12 protein-coding genes are annotated in these 14982 nt (G+C 36.7%); 5 read left to right on the top strand and 7 right to left on the bottom strand.

Annotation, left to right across the window (positions count from 1 at the left end; all coding sequences use genetic code 11):
* Position 1: 1 nt before the first annotated feature.
* The 3 genes from cydB to AC4G3O_RS04200 form a co-directional block, all read right to left on the bottom strand.
* Positions 2 to 1012, bottom strand: coding sequence for a cytochrome d ubiquinol oxidase subunit II (cydB, locus tag AC4G3O_RS04210; RefSeq protein WP_066104733.1), 1011 nt, complete (start codon positions 1010 to 1012; stop codon positions 2 to 4).
* Entirely contained in the window at positions 1009 to 2400 is a 1392-nt protein-coding gene (locus AC4G3O_RS04205; protein WP_066104730.1) for a cytochrome ubiquinol oxidase subunit I, read from the bottom strand. Before AC4G3O_RS04205 ends, cydB begins: the two co-directional genes overlap by 4 nt.
* 398 nt (positions 2401 to 2798) lie before the next feature.
* On the bottom strand, positions 2799 to 3572 hold the full coding sequence (locus tag AC4G3O_RS04200; protein WP_066104727.1) for a hypothetical protein: 774 nt from the start codon (positions 3570 to 3572) through the stop codon (positions 2799 to 2801).
* Between the two features lie 226 nt (positions 3573 to 3798).
* Between AC4G3O_RS04200 and AC4G3O_RS04195 the strand changes: the two genes are divergently transcribed.
* The 3 genes from AC4G3O_RS04195 to AC4G3O_RS04185 all read left to right on the top strand — a co-directional run bounded on the left by AC4G3O_RS04195 (position 3799) and on the right by AC4G3O_RS04185 (position 6638).
* Positions 3799 to 5592 carry a M3 family oligoendopeptidase gene (locus tag AC4G3O_RS04195; protein ID WP_140462054.1) on the top strand — a complete coding sequence of 598 codons (1794 nt, stop codon included), beginning with the start codon at positions 3799 to 3801 and terminating at the stop codon, positions 5590 to 5592.
* 131 nt (positions 5593 to 5723) lie between these two features.
* Positions 5724 to 6203, top strand: a complete 480-nt coding sequence (locus tag AC4G3O_RS04190) for a GNAT family N-acetyltransferase (protein WP_140462055.1) — start codon at positions 5724 to 5726, stop codon at positions 6201 to 6203.
* An 18-nt stretch (positions 6204 to 6221) separates the two neighbouring features.
* On the top strand, positions 6222 to 6638 hold the full coding sequence (locus tag AC4G3O_RS04185; protein WP_140462056.1) for a GNAT family N-acetyltransferase: 417 nt from the start codon (positions 6222 to 6224) through the stop codon (positions 6636 to 6638).
* Between the two features lie 159 nt (positions 6639 to 6797).
* Here AC4G3O_RS04185 and AC4G3O_RS04180 read toward each other — a convergent pair whose 3' ends face one another.
* Complete coding sequence (locus AC4G3O_RS04180) at positions 6798 to 7223, bottom strand: ester cyclase (protein ID WP_181162040.1); 426 nt, start codon at positions 7221 to 7223, stop codon at positions 6798 to 6800.
* Between the two features lie 266 nt (positions 7224 to 7489).
* Between AC4G3O_RS04180 and AC4G3O_RS04175 the strand changes: the two genes are divergently transcribed.
* Positions 7490 to 10192: an ATP-binding protein gene (locus tag AC4G3O_RS04175; RefSeq protein WP_491135880.1), complete on the top strand. Its 2703-nt coding sequence runs from the start codon at positions 7490 to 7492 to the stop codon at positions 10190 to 10192.
* Positions 10193 to 10570: 378 nt separating this feature from the next.
* A complete protein-coding gene (locus tag AC4G3O_RS04170; protein ID WP_066104713.1) occupies positions 10571 to 11380 on the top strand; it encodes a class I SAM-dependent methyltransferase in 810 nt (269 codons plus the stop codon).
* Positions 11381 to 11430: 50 nt separating this feature from the next.
* Here AC4G3O_RS04170 and AC4G3O_RS04165 read toward each other — a convergent pair whose 3' ends face one another.
* The 3 genes from AC4G3O_RS04165 to AC4G3O_RS04155 all read right to left on the bottom strand — a co-directional run bounded on the left by AC4G3O_RS04165 (position 11431) and on the right by AC4G3O_RS04155 (position 14868).
* Positions 11431 to 12060: a nitroreductase family protein gene (locus tag AC4G3O_RS04165; protein WP_066104710.1), complete on the bottom strand. Its 630-nt coding sequence runs from the start codon at positions 12058 to 12060 to the stop codon at positions 11431 to 11433.
* A 213-nt stretch (positions 12061 to 12273) separates the two neighbouring features.
* Positions 12274 to 13296: a DUF2804 domain-containing protein gene (locus AC4G3O_RS04160; protein WP_066104707.1), complete on the bottom strand. Its 1023-nt coding sequence runs from the start codon at positions 13294 to 13296 to the stop codon at positions 12274 to 12276.
* A 126-nt stretch (positions 13297 to 13422) separates the two neighbouring features.
* Entirely contained in the window at positions 13423 to 14868 is a 1446-nt protein-coding gene (locus tag AC4G3O_RS04155) for a peptidoglycan endopeptidase (protein WP_140462059.1), read from the bottom strand.
* Positions 14869 to 14982 lie beyond the last annotated feature (114 nt).

The raw sequence follows: 14982 nt of genomic DNA, 5'->3' as shown, positions 1-14982 counted from the left end.
ATTAATGACTCACCGGTTCCTTATCAGAAATACGCTTTCTGAATACATAGTAGCTCCATATTTGATAGCCAAGAACGAAGGGAAGTAATATTAATGCTACGATGGTCATCACCTTAAGGGTATATGGTCCACTGGAAGCATTCAATATAGTTAAGTTATATTCGGAACTAATTGAACTGACCATTACTCTTGGGAACAGACCAACAAATAACATCGTAACAGTAAATAGCATAGTTGAAGCCGTCATAGTGAAGGCTAAAGCTTCCCTTTTCTTTGCTGAGAATACATAACCTAATACGGTTGTTACAACTGCACCGAGCAGGAATAATGGTGTAGCGAGCGGCCGTACTTCAAATAAGTCTGTCATTGTATAGGTTAGTACGGCGAAAACTATAAGACCTGCTAATAGAATTAAATATATTTTTGATACTAAAGAACGTGCACGATCACGAATCTGCCCCTCTGTCCGAATGCCGATGAATGTTAAACCATGCACAAGGCATAACACAATCATCGCGATTCCGCCAACAATGGAGTAGGGGTCAAAGTAATCTCCAAAGCTAGCATACATATTTTTGGATGCATCAATTGGCATTCCACGTACAAGGCTAGTAAAAAGAACACCCAATACAAAAGCAGGTATTATACTGCCGACAAATATCATCCAATCCCAGAAACTGATCCACTTTTCATGGACTTTATGTCTGAATTCAAAAGCAACTCCTCGTACAATTAAGGCCAGCAGGAATAAAACAAATGGTAGATAGTACCCACTGAACATGGTTGCGTACCATTCAGGGAATGCCGCAAAAATAGCACCGCCTGCAGTAATCAACCATACTTCGTTTGCATCCCAGAAAGGCCCGATGGTAGAAACCAACTGATCCCGCTCTTTTTGATTACGCGCGAGAAAACGAGTGGACATTCCCACGCCAAAGTCAAAGCCTTCAAGAATAAAGAAACCAATAAATAAAACAGCTACAAGGATAAACCATAACTCATTTAGACTCATGCTCCAAAGGCCTCCTTGTCAAATAAATCTACATCTGGTTTTGTATCAGTGGTTTGGTATGGTCCTTTTTTAATTTGTTTCACAATAAGAGTGATTAATACGACAGCAAGAACAGTATAGGCCCCCAAAAATACAATAATCGATGTTAACAGCTGTCCTGCAGTAACATTAGGGGATACGGACTGTGCAGTCGTATATAATCCAAAGACTGTCCAAGGCTGCCGGCCAATTTCAGTCATAATCCAGCCAGCTGTATTGGCGATAAAAGGAAGGGCTATTGCTCCAACCATTGCTTTTAAATAGAGTGATTGATTTATTAGGTTATTTTTCTTGATAAATAATAGTCCTAAGGCTGCTAAGCCCATAATAATAGCACCAGCGAAAACCATAATGCGGAAGCTCCAATAAACAGCTCCTACCGGCGGGATATAATCGCCTTCACCATAAAGCTCTGTGTATTTCTCCTGGAGTGTATTCATTCCTTCTACAGATCCCTCAAAGCTATTATAGGCTAAGATACTTAAAGCATAAGGGATTTCAACAGACCACTTGTTTTCACGGGTTTCTTCATCAATATTAGCAATTAGCGACCAGCTTGCCGGGTCACCGCTATCTTCCCATAAACCTTCACTGGCTGCCATTTTCATAGGCTGTGAGGACATTAAATGCTGTGCCTGCCAGTGACCAGTAAATGCGATTCCAAGTCCTGAGATCATCGCCACAATCATAGCGATCGTAAATGATTTCTTAAATACATCTAAGTTTTGCTTTTTCAATATTTTAAATGCACTGATCCCAGCTACTACGAAGGCTCCGGTTGCAAAAGCCCCAAAGACCGTATGTGGAAATTCAACAAGCAGCTGAGGATTTGTGATAAATGCCCCGAAATCATTTAATACAGCTTTGCCATTCTCAATCGCAATCCCAACTGGTTCCTGCATAAAAGAGTTCGCAGCGAGAATAAACAAGGCAGAAAAAATGGTACCGATTGATACAAGCCATATAGATAGTAAATGAACCCATCTTGGCAATCGGTCACGCCCAAACATCCATACACCAATGAATGTGGATTCTAAAAAGAAAGCCAGTAAGGCTTCAATAGCCAATGGAACACCAAATACATCTCCGACAAAGCGGGAGTATTCTGACCAGTTCATTCCAAACTGGAATTCTTGGATAATTCCTGTAACTACTCCGACAGCAAAAGAGATGAGAAAGATATTTCCCCAAAACTTTGCCATGTCCAAATAAATTTCTTTTTTCTTAAAAAAATACAATGTCTCCATAATAGCAACTAAAAATACCAATCCAATGGATAGTGGTACAAAGAAGAAGTGATAGATTGTAGTTGCTGCATACTGAAACCTAGCGAGATCCAATACTTCCATTTAACTGTTCACACCTTTCAATTCTTATGCATTGTTCATTCATTCACAAAACAGACGAAAAAAAACCATTTATAAAGTGCTGTCACCTCTATTATAAAAGTAACTAATTATTTTTGCGTGAATGAAGAGTTGGCTTAAATAGTTTAAATTGTTTAGTAGGTTATCCCTATGTATATATTAATAATTAGTTAAATTTACAATGACCTTGTTTATATTAGATATAATAGTCCTATAATTTGCAAATATCTATAACTAAACTAAAATTACTATAATTAATTCAAATTTATGAAACAATATTGTCACAAAAGCTGCGCAAACGAATTGTCATTCGTTTGCAAATCAGTTGACAAAAAGAACAGCTTGATTTTAATAAATCAAGCTGAAGAGGAAGATCAAGATTAATATTTTACCAACTTGTAGCCTTTTATTTTGCAGATATGATTCATAGCCTGATTAAACGTAGCAAATGTTTCATTCTTTATTTTTGTTCCCTGGTTTACGATTTGGCGGACAAGAGTAGTGGACAGGCCTGTATATATAGCTTCTGTACCCAATAAAGCAAGGGATTGAGAGATGACCTCCAGCTCTGCCACAATATATTCGTCATCCAGTGAAGTTACGCTAGTAAAATCAATCACCATATAGGAAGCCTGTTTATCAGAGCTTTCATATAAAGCCTTCTCTTTGATCTTATGAAGACGATCTTCCGACAAAAATCCAGTAATGGGCATTAAAAGTACATCATCCAGAATTGTTTTGATGATAGGAGCATACATTTCTTCCATCATCGAATGCCCTTTATGTATTTCTTCTTCATAATCGGTTACATCCTTCCAAGTGAGCATATAACCTGTTAAACCATTGTTGAATGTAAAGGGACTTATTGCAATCTTAGCTGTGTATTTATTGAAAAATATAATTCTGCTGGTATTGGGGAAGGAATCGTTTTCGAGTATTGTCCTCTTGCAGTTCCCCCCTTGATCAAATTCTGCTATGTTTCTCCCGATATATTCTTCCTTACTTGATAAACCGGTAAAAGGACTTAGACATTGAATTAATTTGTCAGCGTAACGATTGATAAATATGATGGTTAATTGATCATCACAAATAAAAATATTTTCTCCTACTGCATTTAATAATTGATAAGTCTCCTCTGATTGAAAATATCCCATAACCTGTCTCCTTATTTTCTTCGTGCTGTATTAACTCTCATTATACGGAATAATATTGGATAGATAAAAAGTTTTACTTTATATATTAAAAAGGGTAACCAATCAAGAGGTTCAAGAGGATGAGTAGATAGCATATGGGAGACAGTACTATTATTGAGGAAAATATATATCCAACTGGTAATAAAAGTTGTATACTGAAAATTGTGAAAAGACAGGAGGTTTTTGAATGAATTACTCTCTAACATGGAATTTGGATAACATATTTCCAAATGGCTCTGAGTCACCTGAATTACTATCAAAATTAGCTGAAATCAAAGAGCTGTTAAATACATACAAAGGGGCAGTAAAAGCTTGGCAGGCTCCTTCAGACGTTAGCGGTACCAAAGAGATTGTTTCTATATTAAAACAAACAGAGGTACTGCAAAAAGCAATCTATCAGGTATCGGCATTTCTTGAATGTGCTACTGCCCAAAATGTCCATGATACAAAGGCGGATCAATTAAATGGAGAAGTATACACATTAATAAGTGAATTCGAAACAGTTTTTACAGGATTTACAATTAAACTTGTCCAAATAAATGATGCTGTCTGGCAAGAAATCATCGAACAACCAGAAATTAGTGAAATAGCTTTCTATATTAATGAGCAAAGGGAACATGGTAAGGAACAATTATCGGAAGCTGAAGAAGCACTCATTAATGCATTGCGCGTAGATGGATATGTCGGGTGGAGTACCCATTACGATTCACTTGTAAAAATGATTGAGATTCCTTATACAAATGAAGATGGCGAGACTGTTCATTTATCAGCTGGCCAAGCTTTTAATAAGATGCACGACGATCCTAATCCAGAAGTCCGAGCGGAAATTTTCAAGAAATGGGAAAAAGCCTGGGGAGAAAAAGCCCCTTTGTTTGCTGACACGATTAATCATTTAGGCGGCTTCCGTTTGGCTAATTATAAAATGCATGGTGTTGAAGATTTTATGAAAGAGCCATTGCAGTATAACCGAATGAAGAAAGAAACATTGGATGTAATGTGGGATGTCATTGCAAAAAATAAGCAGCCTTTTGTAGAGTTTCTTAACCGTAAGGCAAAGCTTTTAGGTAAAGAGAAATTGAGCTGGGTAGATGTTGATGCACCGATCGTAACAACGGAACCGATGCATTACACATTTGATGAGGGAGCAAAGTTTATCATCGATAATTTTGCGAAATTCGGTGATGAATTGCCTAAATTTGCCCAGGAAGCATTTGAAAAGGCGTGGATTGAAGCAGAGGATCGTACTGGCAAGCGTCCTGGAGGATTCTGTACTAGCTTTCCTGAAACAAATGAATCACGTATCTTTATGACCTATTCAGGCTCACCAAGCGGTGTAGCAACGCTTGCTCATGAACTAGGTCATGCTTTCCACAGCCATGTATTAAATGATAAGCCATTCTTTAATACAGATTACGCGATGAATGTCGCTGAAACAGCATCTACATTTGCTGAACAAATTTGCTCTGATGCCAGTGTCCGTGCTGCTGTATCGGATGCAGAAAAAATCACATTGCTCGATAACAAAATACTAAATGCAATTGCTATGTTCATGAACATTCATGCCCGTTTTATTTTTGAAAAAAATTATTATACAGAACGCAAAAATGGATTGGTTTCCGTTGAGCGCTTGAACGAAATGATGGCATCTGCACAAAAAGAGGCATATCAAAATTCTCTGAGTGAATATCATCCAACCTTCTGGGCAAGTAAATTGCATTTCTATATTGCAGAAGTGCCATTTTATAATTTCCCGTACACGTTTGGATATTTGTTTAGCTTAGGGATTTATCACTTATCTTTAAAAGAAGGTAAGTCATTTGAAAAGAAATATATTGCATTATTGCAGGATACAGCTGCTATGACAACAGAGGAGCTTGCGATGAAACATTTAGGTGTAGACCTAACGAAACCAGATTTCTGGCAGGCTGGTGTGGATCTTGCAATTGCTGATGTAAATGAATTCCTTGAATTAACGAAATAAAGGGAGAAATTCCTTTTGTGTGGCATTGTCATTCTTTAGAGGGTGGCAATGCTTTTTGACTTTGATAGATCATTCAAGCATGTAAAGAGTAAACTATAGGATAGATGGTTGAAAAGGGGATTAGATATTAAATGGTCATACGTTCATCAAGAATTGAGGACTACGAACAATTAATAAAACTTGAAAATTTGATTTGGAATTATACAAATACACCGATGCCGATCGTTTGGGAATCAGTAGCCGATTATGCTCAGCATTTTCCGCCGGGAAGCATGTTTGTCGCAATTGAGAACGGGAGAGTTGCGGGCTATATGTCTGTTAAATATCCTACTCCGTTGGAGAGCAATTGTCATGTATGGGAAATGGCGATTGGTGTCCATCCTGACTTTCAGGGCAAGAGTATAGGCAGTAAATTATTGCAGTTTCTGGATGAAGAGGGGAAGAAGCGTGGGATCCGAAAAATTTCTTTAAGGGTATTGTCCACAAATACACCGGCTATATCTTTCTATAAGAGGAATGGCTATATTAAGCAAGGTGTATTAAAGGGAGAATTTTTTCTGAATGGTCAGTATGTGGATGATATACTAATGTATAAAGAACTCGTTGATTAAGAAGGAGAGGTTGTTTGAGTGATTAAAATAGAGCTCGGCACCGAAGGAGATCAAGCGTTTATCCGAGAACATTTAATTGATTTTAATCGACGAAAACTGCCGGAGTATAATGATACACCGTATGGGAAAGTCACCTATGTGGTAAAGGACGACCACAATCATATACAGGGCGGAATCGCAGCTCATTACAGCTGGGGAAGAATGCAGATTGATTTCCTGTGGATTGACGATCAATTGCGACAAAAAGGGGTAGGGAAAGAGCTTCTGGCAAGTGTTGAACACTATGCAATAGAAAAAGGATGTACACTTCTGATGTTGGATACATTCAGCTTTCAAGCACCAGATTTCTATAAGAAAAACGGATTTTCCGTATTTGGAGTGATTGAAAATCATCCAGAAGGACATCATCAATATTTTTTACAAAAAAGAATCTGAAGTGTTAATTCATCTAATTGATTATTAAATTCTACTACTAAAATATTACTATATTACAGTGGATGCGGTTAAAATCCGCTGTTTTTATATGGAATAAATCAAAAAAAATGGATTAAAAGCCATTCAGTAGAAATTCTTAAAAGAATAGCTCTACATAATTTAGTTTGTAGCAAATTTAACTCCTAACTGCTGAATAAGCTGTAAATCACTCATTTCACACCATTGTTCGGCAATTTTACCATTCTCGATTCGAAATATAATGATGCCCGTTTCTTTAACCTGTTGATTTTCAGAAGGAATGTCCAGTAATCCGCCTTTATAAATGCTATATCCGCTATAGCGTGCAACGACTTTATCACCTTCTTCAATCGTGTCATGAACGCTCCATTTGCGCTCAACAAAAGAGGTGCAATACCAGGATAACCAATTTTTAAAGTGCTCGATACCGACATAGCCCTCGTCATTTCCCTGAGAATGAGTAACCATATCCGCTGATGCAATATCTTTTAAAATATCTGTATTCCCGTCCGTAAATACATCCCGAAACCATACTTTAACGATTTCTTTTTTATCAACGCTTCGCAAAGTAAACACCTCCATTTTATCTCATTATACAAATTCGAAACGTCGCCAAAAAAACTGTATTTCTTTTCAAAATAAAAGCTGTAATATTGGAATACAGAGAAGTTGCTCACTTTTTTTGATTACTATTTTCTTATATATAGCTTGTTGATTGTTGTTCAATCAGTCATACAGTATTTTGTATGAACTGGCTAATAATACCGGTATAAATAGAAAACTTAGGATATTAAAATAGTTAGGTTGAATACTAAGCGTAGAGGATGAGGATGATGATTAGCAGTAAATTAGGGTTTGGAAGGAGATTCCAAATTTCTATAATCCTGATTATGGTGGTAATCGTACTCTTTTCGGTAATGACCATCCAGAATTTAAATAGCTCCCGTGAGGACTTATTAGAAATTGTAGAAAATCGATATAAAAAAGTGAATTATACTTATGAGATAGAAAAGAACGTCAGTTCATCAAAAATGTTGGTTGGGAGTATTGCGAATGATCTATCAGGAGTAACATCAGCTACTATACAAGATAAACTTGCTGAAAATCATGTCAAGATTGAAGAACATTTTGCAAAAATCCATGGTATGACACTAAATGAGGAAGCTAGGGAAATATTAATGGATTGCGCATCCCTATATCGTATATACAAAGAAAACGAACGAATAATCATAATGGAATTAATACAAGACAATGAGTACGTTAGTAAAAATTGGAAGAAAATAGAGGAATCAAGTTCTAAGCTAACAGAGTCAATAGAAGAGTTTATTAGCTATCAAGAGGAGATGATGGAGGGCGCATTTAAACGGGCAAGTGAAAAGTACAATCATTTGTGTCAGGTTGTTTTCTTGTTAACAATAACTTCCTGCGGGTTAATTGGGTTAATTGGATACTGGGTTATTCGTTCAACAACAAAGGACTTAAAACAAATAACAACTGTATTGAAAGAAATTGATTTAAATGATCCATCGACCCTCCACAGGCTTGAAGTAAAAACGGATGATGAAATAGGTCTGATTGCTGAAGCTTTTAATAATATGTCCGTGTCTTTAGAAATCTACAATAAAAATGAGAAAGCGTATTTGAAAGATATCAAGATACAGAACTGGGTACTATCAAAAATTAATGAAATAACAAGCTTAACACAAAGTGTCTTTGATATAAATGAATTTGCAAAACGTCTTCAAGGGAAGCTTGCACCATTAGTAGGTGCTTCGATTGGGGCGCTCTATTTGAGGGGTCAAGCTGATGAAACATGTTTTTATCGTGCAGCATCCTATGGTGACGGTGGAAAAGATCAATTTAAAGTTGGTGAGGGGATTATTGGGCAGGCTGCTATTGATCAAAAAATAGTTATGTTAGAAGATTTCCCGGAAGATTACCAACTACTTTCAACGGGCTTATGTGAGGCAAAACCAAAAGCTTTCTTAATTGTCCCAATCATTTATGAAAACAACACGATTGGGGTTCTTGAATTTGCAAGTATAACTGGCTTTTCAGATATACAATACCAAGCCATTCAGCAGGTGAATGAATCTCTCGGTTTGGCCATACACAGTGTTCTAAATAGAATGGAAATTGAATGTTTGCTAAATGAGTCAAAAGCAATGACTGAAGAATTGCAGGTTCAGACTGAAGAGCTTCATTCACAGTCAGAAGAATTAATGACGATTAATGAACTTCTGGAAGAACGTGAGCAAGAAGCTATACAAAAAACGAAGGAACTTGAACAGTCCCAGGAAGAATTAAGAATTAAAAATGAACAATTGCAGCTAAGCTCAAATTATAAATCCGAATTTCTGGCGAATATTAGCCATGAACTTCGTACTCCTTTAAATAGTATTTTAATTCTTGCAGAGATGTTAATAGACATAGATAGTGATTGTTTTTCAGCAGAGGAAAAAGAGTATATTGAATATATTTATTCGGCTGCAGACAGTTTAACATCTTTAATTAACGATATACTTGACCTTTCAAAAATAGAAGCTGGAAAGTCTGAAATCACATATAGCAAAATGAACATCAGTGAGTTGGTTGAAACCTTAAATATATTTTCGCCACAAGCCGAAAGAAAACAACTTGGTTTCACCATTGAAATAGATGAGAATCTACCTTCCTATTTCTATACAGATGTACAAAAAATTCAGCAGATCGTAAAAAACTTACTATCAAATGCTATTAAGTTCACAGAACGAGGAAAAGTGTCTGTGAAGGTGGAAAAAATAATCCATACATGTGATGAAAAAGATAACCATAATACCACTCAAACTGACGAGTGGATAAAAATTGTTGTCATGGATACAGGTATAGGAATCCATAAAGATAAGCAACAAACCATTTTTGAGGCCTTTCAACAGGGAGACGGATCTACTGTACAAAAATATGGTGGAACAGGCTTAGGTTTATCAATCTGCAAAAAATTATCCTATTTGCTTAACGGTCATATATTTGTTGAAAGTGAAGTAGGGAAAGGTAGTACGTTTACTCTTTATATACCGTATCTACAGAATCAGGAAAATATTAATGTAAATCAAGGGGATCAATATCATCAGATGATAGCAGAAGTGGCTGCGGCTAAAGAACCAAATGATATCCAATTGGACATACATCATGGAAAAAGAGTGCTTATTACAGATGATGATCAGCGTAACATATACTCACTAAAAGCAATTCTTGAAAAAAAGAAAATGGAAGTCTTAGTAGCTCATAATGGAATCGAATGCTTGGAGATTCTAAAAAAGGATTGCCAGATTGATATGATCCTGATGGATATTATGATGCCTGAATTGAACGGATATGAGACGATGAAACGTATCCGTCAGAATTCAGAGTTTGCATCACTACCGATTATTGCCTTAACAGCAAAAGGAATGAAGGGCGATCGTGAAAAATGCTTAGCGGCTGGTGCATCAGACTATATCAGTAAACCAATTAACCTGGAGCAATTAATATCCGTGATGAGAGTATGGATGAATTAAAAGGAAAATAGATAAGGATTCATTTCAAAAAGTTAATGTTTTTGCCGCTCAATTGGAGTCAATTTGAGCGGCTTTTTTTATGGAAGGACAGAAAAGAAATCTTCTGTAATATAGGTTTATTCTCTACTAGTAGTAGGTTCATTCAGTAGACTTGGAGTCAAATCATTGATTGTTAATTTGTGCTTCTATGGCACTAATTCCTCTTTGAAGGATTTTAATTTTCTAATCTATTTTAGTTCTTTATCATAAATCACAAGCATAGAGGGAATGGTTGTTTTCCTGCTTCACGAATAATATTTTTAACAATTAGGAGGGTTTTAAGCTCTCTTTCTTGAACATAAGTAGTCAAATCGTTTTATAGTTTAAAGGGGGATCGGTATGAATGAGATTGTTGATTACTATAGTGAATTTGATGAGTGGGGCAGATTAGACAGGGAACCAATTGAGTTTCAGGTGAATTGGCATTATATTAAAAAATATTTAACTCCATCAGGTACTGTTTTGGACAATGGAGCAGGCCCAGGGAAATATTCGCTTAAGCTGGCTGAAGAGGGGTATCGCGTTACCCTGTCGGATCTGACACCGAGCTTGGTTGATATTGCTGAAGATAAAGCGCGGGAATTGGGACTGTTTGCCCAATTTGATGGGTTTTATAACATAGATGCAAGAGACCTGTCTGCAATAGAAGATGAACAATTCGATGCTTCATTAATGCTAGGGCCACTATACCATTTGCAGCAGGAAGAGGATCGATTGATGGCGGTAAAAGAATTATATCGTGTAACCAAGAAAAACGGCCTTGTTTTCATAGCATTTATGCCAAGAGTAAAGCACATGTTAAATTCACTCATCTGTCCTGAACATTGGCGGCCAAACAACACGGTGGATGCCATTCGACAGTTTACCGAAACCGGCTGTTTTAATCATGCAGATAGTGGGAGATTTACGGGTGCATACTATTATCGTGTAGAAGATATAGATCCATTTATGAAATCAAGTGGATTTGAAAAAGTAGCTTTAATAGGATCTAATATAGGTTCTATGGTTACAAATCATCAGTGGAATTATTGGAGAGAGAAGGGTGAAGGCGAAATGGGAAAAATAGTAGACCTGTTGATTGAGTATGCAAAGGAACCATCTCTGCTCGGTACATCATCACATTTACTTTATATTGGTCTGAAAAAATGAAGAATAGAGCTGCCAACTAGTGTGACAGCTCTATCCTTATATCATCTCGATTAGATAAATGTAGTAATATCTTCTACAGGTAAGCGTACGGTTTTAAAGTAATGATCTCCCTCTGCTTTACCAATTGCGATTAATACTAATGGAATATATCTTTCGTCCACATTGAAATTTTTAGCAAAAGCAGTTTTATCGAAGCCGCCCATCGTAATGGTATCCAGCCCACGATTTTTCGCTATCAGCATTAATTGCATGGAAACAAGACCGGCATCAAAGCTTGCCATATTAGCTCTTGTTTCTAAAGGTGCACCCGGATAGACCCGTTTAACATCATTCACGAGCCTTTGTCTATTTTCTTCGTCAACATAGCCTGCTTCAAACATCATATCGTAGATTTGATCTGCTTTTTTATACATTTCAGTATCCCCAAGGACAGCAATAACAGCAGATGCATTTTCAGCCACCTTTGCATTGTTACCATATAAGGCAAGATCTTTCTTTCTATCCTCATCTTTAACTACGATGAAGCTCCAAGCCTGCATATTGCTAGAAGATGGAGCTAAAGTAGCTTCCTCAAGGATGCTTTTTAATTCTTCTTCGGAAATTTTAAAAGAAGCATCATACTGTCTGATCGAATGACGTTCCTTAATAATCGTTGATAAATCTTTATGTACATTTGACAAAGTAAATCCCCCACAGTTCCATAAATAAAGTTATTATTATATGCTTTGCTTATTTTTAGTAAGTAACAAGTAAATTGTAATGTTGCAACTTACATTTGTCAACTCAATCGCCAGTTAGGAACGCAAACGATATGGATTGTGAAAAAACATGAAGAAAACTAACTTTTTTTTAGGCAACTCCGTATATCTATATTTGAATAAGTGAACATCAATCTACCATTTTGCTATATGGTCTTCAATACAGCCAAGCATTTGCTTGATTGTCAGGATAGTGCTGTCCGGTAAGCGTATTTCTCCGTTATAATAGCCTACCATTTGATGTACTTCTGATTTCACTATAATAGCATCAGTCTTGGCGATCCGTTCATATAGAGGTGTAAAGGTGAGCCTTACACAATCAGTCGCCAAAGAGTCAATCTTCCATGGCTGCATGAAATCATGTTTATTATAGTGAAATTTCATATCTTCACTGATTTTTGTCAGCCGTCCATTAACTAATACTGCATTTTCATTAAAGCCTGTCCCATCAGTCCATTGTCCGCCAAAATTTAGACCAATTACATCATTTCCTTGTTTACCAGATGCCATTCCCCAATTCCAGGTACAGTTTCTTGGCCAGATACCTCGTCCGTAATCTAAGCTGGCATAGCTTTCATCAGGAGTAAATTGATAGGTTTTAGACCCAATAGTCAGCGTCCCTTTAGTAGGAAGACAGTGCATTTTCGTTGTTAATTGAAATGTTTGATCACTCCAGGGTATGACAACACTCAACGAATCCGTTTCAGGATAGCTAATTTCAAAGTTTGCCAGCAACGGTTTTTCGTTAAAATTAGGAATCTCTACGTTCAGCTGAAAACGATTATTTTCCCATAATATAGCGATGTCCATTTGTTTGGAGGTGAGTTTAGTACTCGCCAATACATCATTAGGGAGCGCTTTATTACTTTTAAAAGGAAATAAGGCTGTTTTCTCAAAAAATGTCTTGGTGTTTAAATCGAGATAATAAACAAAGCAAACCATTGCGAAATCTAAATGGCTGATTGTAGCCGAAAAAAGAACATCTTTATTTGTTATACACCAATAGTTCCATTTCTTTTTACGAAGAAAGCGTCCAGTGACATTTCCGCTGATAAGAGGCTTTCTCGACCAGCCTATGCTATCAGGTATTAAATTACCTTTTTCATCGCATAAATGAACTGGTTCTATTATTTCTCTTTCATTATATATATGACTCATCCTTAACAACCTTTCTATTAGAATTACTATTTGTAGCACAGATCTATTATTAATTTATCATTAGAGGGAAGGTGAGTCTATTGGTGAAAAAACAGCGAGCGGGTAATAGAACCCGCTCGCTGAATCTTAATTAGCGTATAATCGCTTATAACTATCAAAATGTTTTTTATAATAGCTGTTGTTTGTACTAGTAATACGTACTCCGCTGTTATCAGCATGAATAAATTCATTATTTCCTAGATAGATGCCTAAATGGGAGATTCCTTTCTTATATGTACCGGAAAAGAAAATGAGATCTCCAGGCTGAGGAGAACTTACATAATAGGAACGATTAAAGAAACCTTCAGCCGTGTATCTTGGCATAGAATGTCCCGCTTTATTAAAGACATAATAAAGAAAACCGCTGCAATCGAACCCAGATGGTGTTGTTCCTCCCCACACATATTTTGTGCCGATCAAGCTTTTACTGATGGAAATCAGATTAGATGTAAAAGCTGAGTTTCCTATTGTTTCCTGAGCGGAAGAAGACCCGCTTGAAGGTTCGGAAACAGAAGGCAAATCACTTGCTGCCTTTGAAATTTTCAGCTTTTGCCCCACATAAATCACATCAGATTTTAACCCATTCATCGATTTGATTTGTGAAACGGTCAAGGAATAGGTTTTAGCAATCTTACTTAGCGTATCCCCCGACTTAACTGTATAGGTCGTTGAAGTAGCAGTACTGCCGGAAGAGCTTGAAGAGCTGCTTGACCCTGTAGTAGTAGAAGGCTTAGACACCTTTAACACTTGGTTAGGGTAAATAATTGTACTGGATAGGTTATTCCAGCTCTTAAGTTGACTGACCGTAATTGAATGCTTGTTGGCAATTTTACTTAACGTATCGCCAGATTTCACCGTATAAGTAGTAGCGGATGAACTACTGCTGGAAGAACTTGTAGAACTTGAACTGCTAGATCCAGTAGTAGTTGAAGACTTAGTCACCTTTAACGTTTGATTCGGATAAATAACTGTACTCGATAGGTTGTTCCAGCTCATAAGCTGACTGACCGTAGTTGAATATTTACGGGCGATTTTACTTAATGTGTCTCCTGACTTTACCGTATATGTCTGATTGGTAGACACTGATGTACTTCCGGAAGAAGAATGATTGGTGCTTGATGAGGATCCGGAAGCACCTTCGGCCACTTTAATAATTTGACCAGGGTAAATGAGATCATTCTTTAAATCATTCCAGCTCTTTAGTTTACTTACAGTCGTAGAGTGCTTAGCAGCTATTGCTGATAAAGTATCTCCTGATTTAATGGTGTAAGTTTTAGAACTGATAGAACGTTCGGTAATACCGGATGATGATGTACTGCTAGATACTGTGATGACTTGGTTTGGATAAATAATGTCACCTGTCAAATCATTCAACTTCTTTAAATTCGAAACCGTTGTTTTGAATTTTGAGGCAATAAAAGAAAGTGTATCCCCCTTTTTAACTGTATATGTCGATGCTGCAGAGGCTTCTTGAGCAAAAGCAGTCGACATGATTGCAGCTGCAGTGAGGGTCACAACTTTTATATGCTTCATTTTAATCAACTCCTTTACTAGCTATTTGATAAAAATACAATATCGTTATTATATTAGCATAGTAAAATTTTAGATTAAAGTTATAAGTGTTAATTTTCGTTGTTGTAAGAATAT

The organism is Bacillus sp. z14 (2026) (assembly GCF_058313575.1).
Note: the sequence above shows the minus strand (reverse complement) of the source record. Positions and strands in the feature narration are given on the sequence as shown.